17 protein-coding genes are annotated in these 18,233 nt (G+C 54.6%); 7 read left to right on the plus strand and 10 right to left on the minus strand.

The genetic code is table 11. The features are described from left to right. Window positions 1-14 precede the first annotated feature (14 nt). The 3 genes from OHL21_RS00260 to OHL21_RS00270 form a co-directional block, all read right to left on the minus strand. Window positions 15-419, minus strand: coding sequence for a DUF6223 family protein (locus OHL21_RS00260; RefSeq protein ID WP_263415242.1), 405 nt, complete (start codon window positions 417-419; stop codon window positions 15-17). Window positions 420-1,260: 841 nt separating this feature from the next. Further along, window positions 1,261-2,241, minus strand: coding sequence for a DUF72 domain-containing protein (locus OHL21_RS00265; RefSeq protein ID WP_263415243.1), 981 nt, complete (start codon window positions 2,239-2,241; stop codon window positions 1,261-1,263). Window positions 2,242-2,270: 29 nt separating this feature from the next. Beyond that, a complete protein-coding gene (locus OHL21_RS00270; RefSeq protein WP_263415244.1) occupies window positions 2,271-2,543 on the minus strand; it encodes a hypothetical protein in 273 nt (90 codons plus the stop codon). 693 nt (window positions 2,544-3,236) lie between these two features. On the opposite strand from OHL21_RS00270, the gene OHL21_RS00275 reads away from it, so the two are divergent. From OHL21_RS00275 to OHL21_RS00285, 3 genes are all read left to right on the plus strand, one after another. Then, window positions 3,237-3,422, plus strand: a complete 186-nt coding sequence (locus tag OHL21_RS00275) for a DUF3606 domain-containing protein (protein WP_263415245.1) — start codon at window positions 3,237-3,239, stop codon at window positions 3,420-3,422. 391 nt (window positions 3,423-3,813) lie between these two features. Next, window positions 3,814-4,014: a hypothetical protein gene (locus OHL21_RS00280; protein ID WP_263415246.1), complete on the plus strand. Its 201-nt coding sequence runs from the start codon at window positions 3,814-3,816 to the stop codon at window positions 4,012-4,014. A 289-nt stretch (window positions 4,015-4,303) separates the two neighbouring features. Then, on the plus strand, window positions 4,304-5,392 hold the full coding sequence (locus OHL21_RS00285; protein WP_263415247.1) for a DUF2252 domain-containing protein: 1,089 nt from the start codon (window positions 4,304-4,306) through the stop codon (window positions 5,390-5,392). A gap of 445 nt (window positions 5,393-5,837) precedes the next feature. Here the strand turns inward: OHL21_RS00285 and OHL21_RS24415 are convergent, their stop codons facing one another. Beyond that, window positions 5,838-6,110, minus strand: coding sequence for a helix-turn-helix domain-containing protein (locus tag OHL21_RS24415; RefSeq protein ID WP_399256765.1), 273 nt, complete (start codon window positions 6,108-6,110; stop codon window positions 5,838-5,840). A 57-nt stretch (window positions 6,111-6,167) separates the two neighbouring features. Next, entirely contained in the window at window positions 6,168-6,446 is a 279-nt protein-coding gene (locus OHL21_RS00290; RefSeq protein WP_263415248.1) for a helix-turn-helix domain-containing protein, read from the minus strand. Window positions 6,447-6,555: 109 nt separating this feature from the next. On the opposite strand from OHL21_RS00290, the gene OHL21_RS00295 reads away from it, so the two are divergent. The 4 genes from OHL21_RS00295 (at window position 6,556) to OHL21_RS00310 (ending at window position 13,998) form a co-directional block, all read left to right on the plus strand. Continuing rightward, window positions 6,556-7,236, plus strand: coding sequence for an RNA polymerase sigma factor (locus OHL21_RS00295; RefSeq protein ID WP_263415249.1), 681 nt, complete (start codon window positions 6,556-6,558; stop codon window positions 7,234-7,236). A gap of 39 nt (window positions 7,237-7,275) precedes the next feature. Continuing rightward, complete coding sequence (locus OHL21_RS00300) at window positions 7,276-8,490, plus strand: anti-sigma factor domain-containing protein (protein ID WP_263415250.1); 1,215 nt, start codon at window positions 7,276-7,278, stop codon at window positions 8,488-8,490. Window positions 8,491-8,577: 87 nt separating this feature from the next. Next, entirely contained in the window at window positions 8,578-11,670 is a 3,093-nt protein-coding gene (locus OHL21_RS00305; protein WP_263415251.1) for a TonB-dependent receptor, read from the plus strand. 9 nt (window positions 11,671-11,679) lie between these two features. Continuing rightward, complete coding sequence (locus OHL21_RS00310; protein ID WP_263415252.1) at window positions 11,680-13,998, plus strand: alpha/beta hydrolase family protein; 2,319 nt, start codon at window positions 11,680-11,682, stop codon at window positions 13,996-13,998. A 56-nt stretch (window positions 13,999-14,054) separates the two neighbouring features. Here the strand turns inward: OHL21_RS00310 and OHL21_RS00315 are convergent, their stop codons facing one another. The 5 genes from OHL21_RS00315 to OHL21_RS00335 form a co-directional block, all read right to left on the minus strand. Then, window positions 14,055-14,201: a hypothetical protein gene (locus tag OHL21_RS00315; RefSeq protein WP_263415253.1), complete on the minus strand. Its 147-nt coding sequence runs from the start codon at window positions 14,199-14,201 to the stop codon at window positions 14,055-14,057. 77 nt (window positions 14,202-14,278) lie between these two features. Then, window positions 14,279-16,132: an asparagine synthase-related protein gene (locus OHL21_RS00320; protein WP_263415254.1), complete on the minus strand. Its 1,854-nt coding sequence runs from the start codon at window positions 16,130-16,132 to the stop codon at window positions 14,279-14,281. Window positions 16,133-16,146: 14 nt separating this feature from the next. After that, complete coding sequence (locus OHL21_RS00325) at window positions 16,147-16,578, minus strand: lasso peptide biosynthesis B2 protein (RefSeq protein ID WP_263415255.1); 432 nt, start codon at window positions 16,576-16,578, stop codon at window positions 16,147-16,149. Then, a complete protein-coding gene (locus OHL21_RS00330; RefSeq protein WP_263415256.1) occupies window positions 16,575-17,948 on the minus strand; it encodes a phosphotransferase family protein in 1,374 nt (457 codons plus the stop codon). Before OHL21_RS00330 ends, OHL21_RS00325 begins: the two co-directional genes overlap by 4 nt. Next, window positions 17,945-18,214 (minus strand): PqqD family protein, encoded by a 270-nt coding sequence (locus OHL21_RS00335; protein WP_263415257.1) that lies wholly within the window; start codon window positions 18,212-18,214, stop codon window positions 17,945-17,947. Before OHL21_RS00335 ends, OHL21_RS00330 begins: the two co-directional genes overlap by 4 nt. Between the last annotated feature and the right edge of the window lie 19 nt (window positions 18,215-18,233).

The raw sequence follows: 18,233 nt of genomic DNA on the forward strand, positions 1-18,233 counted from the left end.
CGCGGTCGTGGAACTCACGTCGTTTGTCCTGACGGTAGAACAGTACGGCGGCTACGGGACAGGACCAACGCGCCCAAGGTCGTGCCAGTCAGTCCAAGTACGAATGCAGCCGCGCCACCAACTACTCCATTGCCAGTTCCAGGTCCGCCAGTCGCAATAGCCAAATTTAGGACGCCATTGACCATGGCAATGACCCCGGCCATCAAAGCCAAGGTTGCACCGTTTCTCCCACGATTTCCAATTTGGCGAGCTGAGCGAACCAGGGCCATCGAACCTATGATGACCCCTGCAAGTCCCAGTGCAACCGGCGTGGTGGCCCAGAGACGCCGGGGAGTTATACCTGAGACAGTGGTAGTAGCTGTATTGGGAATATGCGCGACGATCAGCACGGCATGCACAAGCACTGCGAACAGTGCCACTGCAACCAGGCTCCCAATGATAATAGCTAAGGTCCGTTTCATAAATTTCCCCACCCCTTGTCTTCAAAAGTGGGACGGAATAGAAGATCGAAATGTGACATAGCTCCAGCGATCAATATTTCCTTATGTTCTCGACCACAAAAGCGTGACCCGGCGGTCCACGTGATCTGCTCGCAGCTAACTATCCCTGCACCTATAGTTCGTTCCAGGTGGGGACACTCGTTGACATGGCGGGTGTAGGCGATCCAAAAAGAATCTGCCGAAGTGAACCCGTCTACCTCATCTGCCCACGCCAGCCGCTGGATATTCGACCTCCGTCATTCAGGCACATCCTCATCGTTCGGTATGTACCAGGGCACATTCTTGTGCTGAAACAAACCCGGATACCTCTGAATAGCCTGGGTGAGGATCATGTGGGCGATTTGGACCGAACTCTCAACGTCCTTATCCCAATTGGAACTTGAGCATTGTGCGTCGGGAACGGCCTTCTTGGCTGTTCGGATGGCGAGCACCAAACTGGCAGCAATAACCAGAGAAGGGCCGAGTCGCTCGAAATCGACTTGCCGGTTGTGGCCGCCCACCTTCATGAGGAGAGTATAGGCGAATAAAAGGCGAATTTAATCCACACCTCCAAGTTCTTTGGTTACCGTTTGGAACAGTACAGAACGCCACCCTAGCCACTGGAGAGCTTGTGCTGTCTCTCTAGATCTAGCTCCTTTGGAATGTTTGATATCCCACCTCTACCAACCGTCTCTTCGACTCCGGCGGTCCAAATTTTTATCTGGCGAAGGAGTGGCTTCCTTTCCGTTCATATTGGCGATACTGACCGGTAACAGCCGGACTACTCGGCGAGTTCCGGATAGGCGTCCGCCAGAGGCGGTGGAACCGGATTATTCTTGATTCCCAAAAGCCTTTTGAGATCAATCGCGTTTACGGCTGCTTGGCCTTTGTAGTGGTTGTTGGTCGCCGCCAGGATTTTCTTTCTCTGCCTGCGGCTTGGCTCTTTTTCAACCTTCCTAGCCATACTCTTCAGTGACTTGGCAATCGGTTCCAGTTCTTCCGGCGTATAGAGATAGTCATACCGCTCGTCCCGGCTTTCCGAGTTGAACCACTTCTTGTAGTTCCGACCGTGGAGCCTGAGGTATGCGATCGGCGCGGTCACATAATCCGTCCCGTGCAATGAGGCGCCGAGCCTCGGCTCGTCGATGTTGACCCAGGCTGTCTCATGCTCCCGCAGCGCGCTCAGGACCCACGGATCGTCCCAGCTTTCATGCCGAAATTCGATTGCCTTCGGATATTCCTTCAGAGCATTGAGAACATCAGCCACATGATCCCAGTTGCCCTCCAGGCGTACGGGTTCACCCTGCTTGTCCTTCGTCGTGAACTTGAAGGAGACCGGAAACTGGAACAGGACAACCAGCAGACGGTTCCGTTGGGCCATGACATCAAGGAAACGACGCGTCTCATCCAGATCGGTCTGCGTGTACTTCAAACTCTCCACCGAGGTAGGCGCTTTGCGCTCGCTCGGCTTTGTCCCGGCAGCATGGGTGAAGACCTGGTTCGCTTTGATGGCGAACTCGAAGTCGGGACTTTCAATTGCGTCGCACCATTTCGTTGCTATCGCCGGCTCAAAATTCCGGTAGAACGTCGCGTTGATCTCGCAGGTGTTGAAATAACGCGAGACGTAGGTCAGTTCTGGTGTCCGCGAAGCGCCCACCTCCCGTTTCACCGATTTCGGATAAACCACGCCTTTCCAGTCCGGATACGAATAGCCGGAGGTCCCGATAAACATCTGAACATGGTCATCTGTCCGATTCGCCATGAGCATAGGATGCGCTAAGGCATACAAAACTATGGCTCGATGCCTGCCAGCATGAGTCGTCCTTTGAGGGCCGCGAGTCGTTGATCGAAATCGAGTTTTTCGATAGCCGTGAGCTGGAGCCTTGGCAGGTAATGCGCGACTTCGCGGTATGCCATTTGCGCATCGTGATGGCTCTGGATTCGTTGCTCGGGCCGCCTGGTCGTCTCCGCGACATTCAAAAACGTGTTTGCCAGGCCCATCTCGGTTTTTAGGAACTCGATACCGGCTGCGTTTGTGGCATTGAATGCCGCAGGGAAGTCCATCGGATTCTCCGATCTGCCCGACTCTGCAGTTATATCCCAGTCGAAGCAACCTTTGCCGACCCTCCGCATCTCACTTAGCCCCGACAGGGGAACTGACGGAGGTTGTTCTCAGTCGGTTCGGCGCAGCCGTTTCTTCTACCAAGGTGATCTAGATACTTCGGGTTATGCCATATCCTCGTTGTCCACAATTGGACCTTCTTTCAAATCGGCTAATCGACACGTATCGACTATCGAGCGGCGGCGATTTCATGTCGATCGAGGGCGTAGCTGCAGCGCTTAATCCTGCCGTGGTCGCTCTGAAAGAGGCGATTCGAGAGCATAAGCGGTCATGCATCCTTTGTCAGAAAATCGCGGCCGAACTTTCGGGTCGATCGATCACTGGGAAAGTTGCTTGATCAATTGAGAGACATGCTCTCCAACTCGAGCTCTTAGCGAATCCATCCGCACATCGCCAGGAGGTTTCCCCTCCGGATCTGCGTTGTCCAAGGTGAATTGACGTGGCGATCCTTCTCACCTCTCCTGCAAGATCAGGACTCGCGAGCTGCCAGAATGGTGGAGATCGGCAAAACAAAGCAGCAGCTTCAGTCAGAATGCTGCATCAAAGCCATTTAGCACTTCCCCTAACATTTGCCAAAGATGGTCTGTGGCCAACTCTCGAAGCGAGCCATCCATCCCACAAGATAGAGGTGCTTTATGCCTGACAATCTGAAAGACCGTGGCCCCCAGGACCGTACTCGCATCAATGTTAATGAGGAGTGGGAACTCCGCTATTGGACCAAGGAACTTGGCGTTTCCGAGCAACGTCTGCGGGAACTCGTCAAGCAGCATGGTGTGTCTGCGGACTCTATCCGGAGGGCGCTCGGGAAAAAGGTTGCGTGAGAATTGTCCACGCGACGGATATGTCCTCCACAATCAGCAGACTACCTGTTACGGCGCAGTTCCGGCGATGTTCGGTCTGCTCAGACGTTGGACTAGAAGCTCCATTAGAAAATAAGCGCCCCGGCGCGACACTCTCGGGCGCCCTGGATTCCAAACACTCTAAAAGACGTGACCCAATATTCGCGGAGAACTACGGTAACGTTCTAAGCTCACTTGTTCGAGTGACTAAAGATCAACTCAAGCCGATTTTCTGGGATGGGATCGAGGGGCTATAGTCGTTTCGACATCTTGATACGGAATCCAGTCTCTCTTACCTAAGCGGCGACTGCATAAAGATCGCGCTGCTCAAAGTACACACAGACACTCTGGCCGCCCGGTAGGTAACGTGGCCATGGCGAAATCTCAGAAGAATCCGGAACCCAAACCACAGCCCAAGTTTCAGCGCGGCGATCGCGTTCATAGAGACGGCACCAAGGGCGTATATTGCATCGATTGGATCTCCGAAGATGGTCGCTTCGCAAACCTTTCGATGGAAGACACTAACCTTACCTGGTTCCACTTCCCGACGGAACGTCTCACCCCAGCGAAATGATAGTTTCGCGAGCGTGATGCGGCAGGCCCCAGAACACTGGGAACGTATGGGTGTAATCGCGGTGGCCGTGATTCCATACGCCCTGCCGCCATCGGCCATGGCGTGCATGGAAGCAGTCGAAAGTTGTGAGAGGCCAGTGTGCATTTGGCCGATGGTCTTTCGAGAATGTGCGGTTCGGCCCATCGAATATCACTCGGCGCCTTCGACCGAATTCGTCTCAAGCCCGCGTCATTCTCCATAGCGCCTTCACCTCCGCGCGAGCATCCATCAAAGGCTGCAAACGCATCGGATGTCACAGAAAGAAGTGGACATTCATGCCGCAACTCGGAGCTATGAAGGCTGGATGCGCCGTTGTGGTCCGGTTATAGAAAGCCATCTTCAACATAAACACGAGAAGATGAGGCAGGATCCGTTTCAGTTTTTCAGAGGCTCGTATTACCGGTGGGCGCAAATCTGGTTCGAGGTATGTGCGGAGTGCGCCAATGCGCCGCGAGTCCTCAGCGTTGGTGATCTTCACGTCGACAGTTTCGGAACTTGGCGCGATACCGAGGGGCGATTATGCTGGGGCGTCGACGACTTTGATGAGGCTTTCCCATTGCCGTATACGAACGATCTCGTCCGTTTGGCTGCGAGTGTCAAAGTCGCCCGTTCATTAGGTTTGCTCAACATAAAAACGAAGGATGCTTGCGAGATCGTCCTCGATGCTTATATCCAAACTCTCAGGAACGGCGGTTGTCCGCTGGTCCTGGCAGAATCGGAAACGGCGCTCGAAAAACTGGGAATTGAGGCACTCAAGACGCCAAAAGATTTCTGGAGAAAACTCAATGAGCATCCATCCGTCGGTCGATCACTTCCTGATGGTGTTCGCCAATGCTTGGCAAGAGCCTTGCCGGCGAAAGATCTGGCCTTCCGGATCGTTCGGAGAGAAGCTGGCTTGGGAAGTCTCGGCCAGCAACGCTTTGTGGCGATTGCATACTGCAGCGGCGGCTATATCGCACGGGAAGCCAAACGAGTCGTGCCGTCAGCCAGCGTTTGGCTGACCGGTCGTACCGGCAATCATCAGCCCCACTATGAGGATGCGATTCGCACAGCCGTGCGTTCGCCCGATCCATTTCAAAAAGTCCGAAATGGTTGGCTGATTCGACGGCTTTCTCCGGATTCGAATCCGATCAGTATGGAGGAGTTGTCCTGCATGCGCGATGAAACCATTCTTCTTCACGCTATGGGCAACGAGGTGGCGAATGTTCACCTCGGGAAAAAACGTCAGCCCGATATCCTGTTGAAAGATCTCAAGAAAAGAAAAGCGAAGTGGCTTCCAGAGGCCGGTCGTCGCATGGCTCGTCAGATTACTACCGATTGGAAACAGTACCGCGCTTGAGCCAGAGTTTTCTCCCCGGTCACGGACGATGACCGAAGTCTCTCCTCAGACCCTCTTCTTCTATGGGGGCTCGTCAATCTGTAGTGATCCTCAGCCTCCTGCTCGTCGCATAGCGCCAAATACTGGAGCTTACGCGGCACTATCGGACTGAGAATTGCCCGACTCAGCCTTTGCTGGCCCCTAGGGGAGGACGAGATCCTTTGATTGCGCGACTTCGAGTAAGGCGACCGTCCGCACGACCGAGCGTCTGAGTTGAAGCAGGGCAGGATCGTCAGATGCTAAACCTGCATGGTCCTCGACTCGAGCCAGTGCAGCGCGCAACATTGTGACCATCTTCGGCAAGAGAGGGGCCATCTGGGGAGAGAGGGTTGCCCGGTCTCTAGAGCCTTCATCGATCGACGCCTATATGCCGCTGAATGCCTGGGCCGCGTAGCCTAGTCACAAATTACCGTCTATTGGGTCGGGAGTTATCCTCGCTCATTCGTTCAGCTTCGAGAACAATCTGACTCAGTCGAACGCCGAGCAGGGTTGCGAGATCTTGCATCGTACGTAAGGTGGGGCTCTTAGTGCCGCGCTCAATATCGCCAATATATCGGAGACTGTATCCGGAAGTGACAGCCAGATCCATTTGCGAGAATCCCCGTTTCTTGCGTCGCGCCGCGAGGATAGCGCCGAATGCAGAAGCAAGCGATTGCGTACTGTGTTCCGAGCTCTTCACCTAGGCAATGGTGTCGGAGCTAGAAATCCGTGAAAGGCACTAAAGTGCCTCATTCCTTCACGGGTTGTCGTCACCTTCACGTTCGTACCGCAGAAGCTGCTTTGCACGTGCAATAAGGTCTTCCAGCGGGACCCCGTAAAACGACGCGAAGTTTTCCATCGTTCTCAACGTTGGGCTCTTTTCGCCACGTTCAATAATGCCGACCGTGCGCTCGACATATCCTGTTCCGACGGATACGTCGATTTGTTTCAAGCCCTTGTTTTCTCGAAGATCCGCGAGCACGCGACCAAACGCCTTTTCAAGCGTGAGCCGATCACGTTTGGGAGACGAGGTCACATCTCAATGGTTGAGATTGACGAGCATTTATGAAGGCACTATAGTGCCTTTGTATATGGCACTATAGTGCATGCATCTCGGCATCAGATGACAACCGAAGAGGAAGCATGTGAGCTCTGAATTCACAGCATATCTTGATGATGCCCATCCCATCGCTTCGGCAAAGGGAACCCGAAGTCATGAGCAAGAAAGCACACAGAGCTGGTTATCTAATCAACTAGAAGAAGAATCTGCTACATCCACGGAAGAGAGCTTGCTCAAGGACGTTGCAGATGGAAGCAGAGATGCGCTTGCGACATTGCTGCGTCGACACGGTCGAGCTGTCTATAACGTCGCGTTTCGTATTCTAAAAGACGAGTCCGAGGCCGAGGACTTGCGTCAGGATCTATTTCTTTACATCTTTCAGAAAGCCTCACGGTTCGACCCTAGCAAGGGAACTGCGGCGTCTTGGATCATTCAGATGGCATACCATCGTGCCATCGACAGGCGCCGTTACTTGCAATCGCGCCAACACTACGATCACCAGGCATTCATCGAAGACCGCTCCGCTGCCATACACGGCACGAACCTTGGCGAAGCCATTGATGGCCGTAGTTTGTTGGGCAGACTTCGCGATGAATTGACTGCCGAACAGGTACGCGTGATCGAACTGCATTTCTTCGAAGGCTATTCGTTGCAAGAAATTGCGGAGAAGACTGGCCAAAATTACGGCAACGTGAGGAATCATTACTACCGCGGAATTCAGCGGTTTAGGAATCACGTATTTCAAGGAAACCCACCTGCAAAGTGAGAGAATGATGCACAATAGCCCCATCGGAGAGCTGAGCTGGTGAATGCTCATTGGCATGACGAGTTTGTTACACTCTGCGCCCTCTATCCATCCGGTGAACTGACCGAGGAAGAGTGGGCTCTCTTGCAGGTGCACCTCGTCTATTGCGAATCCTGCCAGAGATTGTTTGCTGAATACCAGCAGATTGCTAATGAGATTATTCCGGGCATGGCGGCTGCGAATGCAGAAGAGGATGAACCTCCCTCTGAATCCCTCGATCTAGCGGAAGAAAGGCTAATGGCAGCCCTGGACCGGGCTTCCTCCTCTACGAATGAGAACACCCTCCCGCGTTCGAATAAGGTATTAGCAGTTCTGGCTGTTGCCGCAGGTCTGATTGGCATTGGATGGTTTGGACTCCATTTACGGACTCCGAAGGAGCCAGCATGGTCCGCACAAACTATTGCTCTGCAGCCTCGGAACCTCCCATCCACGCCGGCGGCGAAGAACGAAGCGAATCTTGAAAGTGAGTTGCGATCGGCTCGCGGAGAGATCATCGATCTGCGGACCCAACTCGACCGCGTTAGGGAAGAACGGAATCAAGCGGATGTCCGCCTGATTGCGCTTCGCGAGCAATTTGCAAAGGAGCAGAAGGAACGTGAAGATGTCGCCAAAGAGAAAGACATCCTGACCAGCCAACTCGCCCTCACTCGTGGGGAACTGCAATACTTGCAAGAGAAAACAGCTTTAACGGCAGACACTTCCAAGCAGTACCTCGTCCGCATTGCCGCGCTTGAGTCTCGCGTTCGGGATCTCTCGGGAACAGTCGAAGATAAGGATCGATCCTTAACGCTCGATAAGGAACTGCTCGCACACGATCGCGATATACGGGAGCTGATTGCCGCGCGTGATCTTTACATCGCGGATATCCAGGACGTTGCACAGAACGGCAAGACGTCAAAATCTTTCGGGCGCATCTTCTATACCAAGGACAAGTCATTGGTTTTTTATGGATATGACTTGGACAAACAACCTGGCCTCAAACAATCCGTCGCCTTTCAGGCGTGGGGTAGCGACGGTGATCAGCGGAACATCAGCCTCGGTCTGTTTTACCAGGATGATTCCAAAAAACGGTGGGTGTTACGGTTCAATGACACAAAGACCTTGGCCCATCTGAACAAAGTGTTTGTGACGGCGGAGCCTCAGGGGGGAAGTCCGAGGCCGACAGGCAAGCCCCTTCTGATGGCTTATCTGCAGATGCAACCCAACCACCCGTAAAGTTTTTGCGGAGCTGATACAAAAATCGGCGCTCAACCGTAGACAGGATGAAGCCAAATCATCCTACTGTTCCCGGAGCACCGTCGTATGAAGTGTATCTTTTGCATCCTGGCTGTTCTGCTGTGTCTTGGGTCGTTGCCCCTCTTGTCGCAATCCATGAACGCATCCCTGAGCGGTGGCGTGACGGACTCGTCGGGACGGTACATCGCAGGGGCAGAGGTCACGATCGCAAATGACGCTACAGGCGTTCTGTATGCAACGCGGACAAACGAATCGGGAATTTATTTCGCCCCGCCTCTCCCGCCTGGCAGATATCGCGTTCAAGTTGCCAAACAAGGATTCAAGACGATCATCAAGCCTGATGTCATTCTGAACGTGCAGAGTGCACTTGCTTTGAATTTCGCTTTGCCGCTTGGTTCAACGGCCGAGAGTGTCACGGTAGAGGGCACATCCTCTCTGATGAATACGACCAACGGCTCTGTTAGCACGGTCGTGGACAGAAAATTTGTGGAATCCATACCTCTGAACGGCAGGAGTTTCCAGGATCTCATCTCCATGACTCCCGGTGTGGTTAGCCAGAGTCCACAGACCTCGCAAACCCCGGGTTTCAACGGAGATGTGAGCGTCAACGGCCAGCGTACCGAGAGCAACTACTACACCGTCGATGGTGTGAGTGGAAACGTTGGGGCAGGAGCCCCAAACGGTGGTCCGCAGGCCGCTACGAGCGGATCGCTTGGGGCGAGTACGGCTTTGGGTACCACGCAGAGCCTGGTTTCCGTCGATGCGTTGCAGGAGTTCCGTGTTTCCAGCTCCAGCTATTCCGCGGAGTATGGTCGTAGTCCAGGTGGCCAATTCTCGCTTGTTACCCGCTCCGGAACTAAGGTGATTCACGGAAGCGTCTTCGACTATCTCCGAAACGACTTCTTCGACGCCAACAACTGGTTCAACAACCACTACGGCCGCGCCATTACGCCCCTGCGGCAGAACGACTTCGGTGGCACAGTTGGCGGACCGGTTCCTCTCAGTGGCTCCCATCCCGGGTATTTCTTCGTGTCGTATGAAGGGCTCCGTCTGACACAACCTCAAGCCGCGTCCATTCAGTTTGTCCCGAGCTTGGCGCTGCGGCAATCGGCGCCGGTCTCCCTACGACCTATTTTGAATGCCTTCCCAGTCCCGAACGGCAGTACGTATGCTTCCGGATTATCGCAATTCATCGAGCCCTACTCGTTGCCGAGTAGCGTCGACGCGACGAGTGTTCGTATCGATCAGATCGTCTCGTCTCATCTTGCTCTGTTTTTCCGAGTGAGTGATAGTCCCAGCGCCACAAATGCTCGAAACCTTTCTGTACGAACAGCTCGGAAATTTTCCACTCAGACCTATACATTTGGGGCGACAAGCCAGATTTCGACCAGCCTAACCAATGAGCTGCGACTCGGCTATGCGCGTAGCAACGCATCTACGCGGATTTCGCTCGATTCATTTGGGGGCGCAGCTCCCATCGACCTTGCCCAGGCAATGGGCAACGATCTCTCGACAACTTCCGGCACTGCCTTCCAACTGCCATTTACGGGAACAGGCGAAGCTGATTTGCAGCAGAGCGCCAATATCAATCAAGGTAGGCAATGGAATCTTGTGGACACCCTGAGTGTGAGTCGAGGAAGGCACCAGTGGAAATTCGGAGCCGACTATCGTCGCATCAAGTCTCCGTTACATCCCCAATCACCTTATGTGTCGGGCATTTACTCCAACCAGGCATCCGTTCTCAACAACACGGCCGATACGGCAATCCTCTCGAAGGTGCTTCCGGCGACACCGATCTTCCAGGAGACGGCGCTCTTCGCACAAGACGAGTGGCGGCTTTCATCGAAGCTGTCTTTGTCCGCCGGGCTTCGTTGGGAGGTGAATCCACCACCTAGAGAGCAGCATGGGAACGATGCGTTTACACTGGCCGGAAGTCTTGCGGATCCCAGCTCACTTTCTGTCGCTCCGCGAGGGACGCCTCTCTGGAGGACAAGCTGGTACAACTTTGCGCCTCGCCTTGGCGTCGCGTGGACGCTCAATAGCCGTTCAAACTGGGAGACGGTCTTGCGTACCGGAGGCGGAGTTTTCTTCGACACAGGCAACCAGGTTGCAGCCACCGGATATCAATATCTTGGCTTTTCGGCCATCCAGGTGAAGTCTAAGCTGGCTTTTCCGATCACCCCGGCACAGTTAGCCTTTGCTCCCTCGACCGCGGCTCCATATACCTCTACGACAGTGATTGCTTTTCCGTCTCATCTGCAACTTCCGTACACGTTGCAGTGGAACGTCAGTGTTCAGCAGGCATTGGGGAAGATGCAGACCATCACGATGTCGTATATCGGTTCGGAGGGGCGGCGGTTATTGCGTATGCAGCAATTCTCGCTGGGGTCAGTGAATCCGAACTTCGCGAATGTGAATGTGGTCACCACCGGAACCACCTCGAACTACCAGGCATTGCAACTGCAGTTCCAGCGGTCTGTCTCCCATGGCCTGCAGGCGCTCGCTTCCTACACCTGGTCCCATGCTCTCGACCTCGGTTCCAACAATTCGGCGCTGCCGGCGATCCGAGGCAATGCCGACTTTGACGTGAGAAACAACCTGCAGGCCGGCGTTTCTTGGGACCTTCCTGGCGGAGGGCGTACGGGGATTCTCAACTATATGCGGAGTGGATGGGCGCTCGATGGGCGTCTCGTTGCCCGAACGGCGTTTCCCATTACCCTCCGCGGCAGTCTTCAGAGCAACAAGTCGACCGGTGAGACCTACTACGGAAACGTCAGTATCGTTTCTGGTCAGCCGTTCTACCTCTATGGAAGCCAGTATCCGGGAGGCCGTCTGGTTAACCGAGCTGCCTTCCGGTTACCTGTTGCGGGGGATCCTGGGAACGCTCCCCGTAATTTCATCCGTGGCTTCGATGCGAATCAGATAAATCTTGCAGTCCGAAGATCCTTTGATCTTCGTCAGGAGATGAGATTGGTCTTTCGAGCGGAAGCCTTCAATCTCTTGAACCATCCGGTGTTCGGTCTCGTGGATCCCACCCTGAGCGATGCTCTCTTTGGCCAGGCGACGCAAACGCTCAATCAAAGCTTGGCTACCATGAGTAGCCAGTATCAGCAGGGTGGTCCTAGGTCGCTTCAATTCGCACTCAAGTTGCAGTTTTAGGGGGCGAAGATGAAGATTCGTTGGGATTATTGCGTCTGCATCATTCTGTACCTTGTCATCTTAGCCCCTCTCTGGAGTGGCGATTGCCTCCGCGCTGAGGCCAAACGTGCAATCAGTCCTTCCGACTGTGTTACCGTCCGCCGCTTAGTAAGCGACAGTTTTCGTTCAGGTTTGCAGATTGACCCAAGCGGTCAGCGTGTCGCTTATCTTGTGAACTCGCCCAATCTCGCTACCAACAATAACGACGTCGAGCTCTACGTTGCTGCCATGGACGGAACACATGCGCCCAAGCGTCTCCTCGTAGCGCGGAGGATGTCCGGTCTTCACTGGCTTGCAAACGGTCAAACTCTTTCCATGCTGGCAGACCGGCAGGGACGTGTCGAGTTGCTTGAAATCGATCTCCGAACCAGTCGCGTTAGCACTCTCTTTGGGCTGGCGCAGAATATTGCCGAATACAGCATGGACGGGCTAGGAAAGACGTTGGTGTACGCAATTGAACGACATACGTACCACCGTCCGGGTAGCCAGGCGAGTGATGCCGAGACTGCTGCAGGATACCGGATTCCGTTTCAGGAGCCGACGAAGCCAAACTTCTACACGCGGGATCTGTTCTTCGTCCGAAAACGCGGTTCAGGCTGGACGAAGCCAAAGAGGCTTGCGGTACGGCTTCCGGGAGTGCGAAGCGCGACCGATTCGTTTCCGTACAACCTAAGCCTGATGCTGAGTGTTTCGCCGGATGGCAAATACCTGGCGTTCAACTATCTTGCTTCTGCCGCTATGCTTCCACCGGATTGGCTTCATAGCCCTGTCGTGGGGGGAATGATGAACAACGGTATTGGCGTCGGGATGGTGACAGCTGTACTACGGCTGCAGGATGAAGCTACGCTTCTGCCATTTCCGTCTCCATGGTCCCAGAGCATTCCGCTTTGGTCTCCTGACAGCCAGTCTTTTGCCGCAGTAGCAGAATCACCGGTCAATAGCTCATGGGAACGAGATGACGTGCAAAAGCACGGGCCTCTGCCGGATAACTTCCATCTCTTTGAGGTGCATGTTCCAACAGGGAAAGTACGCCTCATTCGAGAGGATCTCCATGGGATGTTACGAGGTCCGCTTAAGTGGGAATCATCCGGAGAGCTGCTGGTCCAGGATCAGCCAGATTCCATTGTTTCCATGCGGGAAGACAGCGACGTTTGGAAAGAGGTGTCGTCGCGACGGGTACCGTTGCGAGGCTCGGTGAATCAGTTGGCAGCTTCTCAAGACGCGATGATCGCCGACGCTGAGTCGCCCGATGTTCCCCCTAGCCTCTTTCTCTTTCGTATCGGTTGGAGAGGACCTCGTCTCCTTGCAAATCTCGATCCTCAATTTGACCATCTGACCCTGGCGCCCACTCGGGAGGTCTCGTGGACAACCGCCCAGGGATTTGAAGCCAAAGGTCTCTTATTCTTTCCACCGAATTATGACCCAAGCCGGCGATACCCCCTGGTGATTCATACCTATGCCGCAACACCGGGGTTCTTCTGCGATAGCGGCGCAAGTCACTATCCCGCCTTTGCACCTCAACCTATTGCGAATGCTGGGATGCTCTATCTGATACGTATTCACAGCGGAAGCCGAAAGACCGATGCCGAGCAGTCGCACTATCCTCCTGGTTTTCCTGGGAATCTTGGGGAGGCGGCGTTCCAGACGGATATATGGGACAAAGCTGTGGAAGCCCTCACGGCGAGAGGTCTCGTTGATCCGGCAAAAGTCGGGATCATAGGATTCAGCCGTTCGGGCTGGTATACGGAATTCGCACTCACGCATGGTCGCACCCGCTATGCTGCAGCGACGGTCGTGGACAACGTCGAATACAGCATGGGCGAGTACTGGCTGAGTCATACCCCGCAGTTGCAGCGCGGCTGGGATGCGATGTATGGAGGATCTCCATACAGTGAGGCCGCCAACAATTGGCGAGGGCATTCAATCTCGTTCAACCTCCCGAAGATTCATACGCCGCTTCTTATGGAGGTGATGGGATATGGGACACGTTACACGGACGGAAGTGCGCCGCCTCTCAGTTTGGCATTGAAATGGGAGGTATTCTCTGGACTGAGCCGTTTGCATAAGCCAACCGAGCTCTACTATTACCCCCTCGAGATGCATCAGCCGGATCATCCGTTGGCGCGTCTGGGCTCTCTCGAACGCAATCTTGCTTGGTATCTCTTTTGGCTGAAAGGGGAGGAGCGAACTGACCCGACTGATCCGGATCGTTATTCTCGCTGGCGCGCGATGCAAGCTGGCGAAGACCCCGCCACTCATGGGGTGGGAACAAATGTAACGGCGCGGTAAGACTCGAATCGGGGGCGCGGTCTTCCGGCCCCGATTCGTTCTGTTGGAGGGATGGGCTACTCGTCCGCCTCATAGGCTGCGGCGGTCGAGAGGAAAGAAGGATCGCCACCGCTGCTGTCGGGACGAGCAATGGATTTGTCCATCCCCATGATGGCTTCGCTGGCGGTAACAACGGAGAGAATTGCTGGTTTGATGTAACGCATAGTGGTGCTCCTTGTTGGATTTTCCGGATGGTGGGCCACACGGAACTTATTGCCCGGTACTGCAAGGCGATCTTTGGTCATGCAGAGATAGGTGAGACGACGCCCGAACGGAGCCAAAGCTCGAAGAGGCAAGTCTTCATCAGAGCCGTTCGCCATTCGGATCTGCCTCGAACTGCGGCGTTTTCCAAGGCGAGCTCGAACTCCTCTCGATTTACAAATCCGATTTCAAGAAGAAGGGAAGAGCGGATGAGACTGCGCATCCGTTCGTAAGAATCCATCAGCAAAGCAGCGGGTGCTCGCTCGATGTAGGCTTTCCGACGACGTTCAAGCACTTTGGACGGAACGATGCTTTTCAATGCCCGGCGCATCATATAACGCCGTCGGCCCGGCTGAACCAATTGCTCATTCGGCAGGGAAAGAGCAAACTCGACCACTTGGCGATCCAGGAAAGGGAAGCGATGCTCCATTCGTTGCAGCGCAAAGTTATGGGGATTAGGTAGGGTCGCAAGCAGGGTTAACCAGCTTCTCGCGGATAGGACACTGCTTGGAGCACGGTCTCGACACACAAAAGGTGAAGCGCCTCCAAAAGAGGGTGTGTGCCGTCGCAACAGATTCTTTGTAATCCATGGCGGGACCTCCATCTTCGTCTGGTGAACATTGCTCGCGACCTGGAATGCCTGACGGAGAAGGTGCCAGATCGGTGTATGCAGTGTCGTACTCCAGGCAAATGCTCTTCTCAAGAGGTGCACTGGCTGACCTGTAACCAGCAAATCAGCTAGCTCCGGCATCGGGGAGGGTACACCACCTAGCAACTCATCTCCCCCGAGGCCGGAGAGGATGACGTCGTAGCCGTGCGTAGAGATCGCCTGCTGAAATCTCAACTCGTGCTCTAGCGAGCCCGAGTCATAACCCGGCAAAACGAAGGTCCCGGCGGGAATTGACGCAGGCAGGAAGGTGTGACCGGATTGCGATACGTCAAAGCTAAGCGTGGGTTTTCCCCGAGCCTCAGCGACTTCCTGGAAATAAGGTCTCTCATTCCAATTTGGTTCGGCATCATCGAAGAACGAGACGGTATCGAGCAGGGCCGGGGGCCTATTGGTCCTCCGCCGGATGCGATCAGAGACGCAAACTATCGAGCTGGAGTCGACTCCACCGCTCAGGTGGGCTAGGATTCTGTCCTTCAGCGGTGTGCGGCGGGCGATGGAGTGTTCGAACACATGCAGAAAGTGCTCGTCAAATTCGTCATGTGACCGATAATTGAGTTTCTGCCGGACAAACGGTTCCCAATGGCGAGTTCTCTCGAATCCGTTTTTCTTGATACAGACAAACTCTCCCGGTGCGACGGCATTGATGCCTTCAATCGGTGTGCGATGGAAGTCCAAGCTACCTATCAAATAAGACACGGCATAGTCGCAGTCCAAACTCCGACTAGTGCCGGCGGCAACGCCCCAGCTCTCTAGGTAGGTTGACCAGCGTGCGCAATCATTTACGAATTCGAAGTAGAGCGTCCGCGTACCCGCGTGATCGCGCGCAAGGTAGATGGCGTCGTCACCTGGTACCCACAGTGCTAACGCCCAATCGCCGACCAGACGAGAAAACATGGTGCTACCCCACAACTCAAAGGCAGCAAGGATGATTCGTTCATCTGGGCATTCCGGTTCGGCGATATGGAGTTCGGAGAGCAGTTCCGTGCGGTTGTCCAGTCGGCCATCGAACACTATTAGATTGCCTCGGCTGCTCGCAAGCGGCGGCTTTTGCCTTTCTGGATGTGCGTTTCTGTCTTCCGCCTGGAATCCCATGGCGAGGTGTCCCGATACGCTGAGGCATTCGGGACCTTTACTCCATCGCCGTGTAGCCTCGGCGAAGCGCGAGAATTCAATCCGGTCAACCGGGCGTCTCGCGAAATCGACAATTCCGAAGAAGATGTTCATCGCAGGTCTCAGGTTTAGCAACGTTCGAGCTCTTGATAGATCTCATGCATATACGGTTTGTCGTTGACCACTTCGCCGGAAAGCTCAACCCAAGCGTGCGACTTAGACGGTTGGATCTGAACTCCGATCACCATCTCGGCTGGCAAGCCGTAGCGGCGCATCAAGAGAGTCGCCGCAGCAGAGCGCTGGAGGCAAAGCACGGGTTTGAAGTAGAGTGCGCAGGCCAAATCCACCGCATCGCTGAGAACTCGGTGACCGAGTCGCGGCTCCTTTTGCTTCGAAGGAGTCTTTCTGCGAACCCTCGTATAAATTTCGAAGAACGCGCTGCGCTCCATCGCGGGTTCTAAAGACAGCAAGAGGAAGAAAGCTTGCAGCACAGGCCAAACTGTGGGGGAGTCCTTGCCTTCTTCCGGTTTCTGCGCCTCTTTTGGGATCGATGGACTCATCTACCAGCCCTCTTGAGTTGCTGTGCCGCGCGATCCATGTGCCGCGCTATCGGGCGAACGAAAGAGTAGAAGGAATCAATCGTGCCTCCTGCTTCCTTAGCGGGAACACCTCGTCCATAGATCGTAGAAAAGGCGGCAACGAGATCTGCGTAAGCAAGACTCTTCCTCAGGTTGTCGATATCGCATACGCCACGCCAGACATCGAGGTACGCCTCGGTGGTCTCTCGCTCAATGCTTGCTCTCAAAGGCTCATCCTGAAGCTTGTTCAACAACAGGAGATGACGCAACGAAACGATGCAAGGGCCAATGTAAGCTTCACTCCAATCAATGAATCTGATAATTCGGTCGCCTTCTGACAGTATGTTCCCTGCATTCAGGTCACCGTGGAGGATGGTTGTCGGTACCCCAAGTTGACTGATTTGCTCCAGTACTCTTGCGATTGTTTCGGAAAGAACCGTCAAACGCGTTTGGGATATGCGTGGCACTTTGGTTGATCTTTGGCGATCCATCGCCTCGCAAAGCATCTCCAGGATCTCGGGGAGTGCCCGCCTGGTCGATTCCGGCCGCTGATCGACACCACCTCCAGCCAGCAATTCTTGTTCATATCCCATGGTTGCAACTTGCAGACGCGCGAGTGCGGTTGCCGCATGGATGAGCCAGGTCCCAGAGCCAGAGGCCCCGTCTTCACACGCGGGCGATCCGTCTCCCGATTGCAGCCACGCATTCCAATCTTCTCGAACTGCCGTCACCGTCGGGATGGGACAGGCGCCCGGGCAAGAACCTCGCGCTAGTTCATAGAGTCGTCGCGTGATCGAGCACTCATGCGCATTCGGAGCGCCCGTTGCCTTCAGCCAATACTTCTTCCCTCTAATGGTTCTAAAGCTCAGCAATACGAAGTGGTCGCTCACATTTAGTTGCCGTATTTCAGCCTTCTGCGCGAGAAGCTCCTTGATTGAAGTTTCGGCCCAATTGATGGCGTCGTTGATCCATCCCAAACGCGAGAAGGGCGAACGGGTCCATCCGTTAATGATCAGCCGTAGACGTGCCGCAAATGAGGCCGAATATGAGCCATCCACGGCAGCACTGGGCGATACGAGTTGATAGCTATAGCCGACGGACACCGTAAGGAGCTCACAGATTGCAAACCAAATGCCCGATGAATCCCGGTAGAGATCGAGAGCTAAGACTGACAAGGAGGTCTTTCGGTAAGTCTCCGATTGGATTTCGGCAGCATGGCGGCTATAAAGCCGAACATCGATGTTCAATAGCACGATGTCGGATTGTCCTGCTCGGCTCACCAGCCTTTGGCTCCCCGGATCGATCAAGACGATGCGGTAAGTCCGAGTCTCAACTTGTGCGTTCCGGATCATTGCTCTTTGTGCTCCGTTTGTATCGACAATCCAAGTGCTTTTAGATCTGCCAGAAGTTGCCGCATGTCGTCTTCAATTGCGTGTACGGGCATTCCCGTCTCTTCGGCCAGTTGCGAGGCGATCTCTTCTGTGGGTTGTCCCCGCTGAATCGCCTGCCAGATACGGGCCGCCGTTTGATTGAGCGTGATGAGATGTCCCCCATGGGCATCGAGGATCACTGCTCCATCTGAATTCGCCACTGTTGGATAGGGTCTATGGTTCTGCATGATCAATGACTCTGCGAAT

Source organism: Terriglobus albidus, from assembly GCF_025685425.1.
Classification (GTDB): domain Bacteria; phylum Acidobacteriota; class Terriglobia; order Terriglobales; family Acidobacteriaceae; genus Terriglobus; species Terriglobus albidus.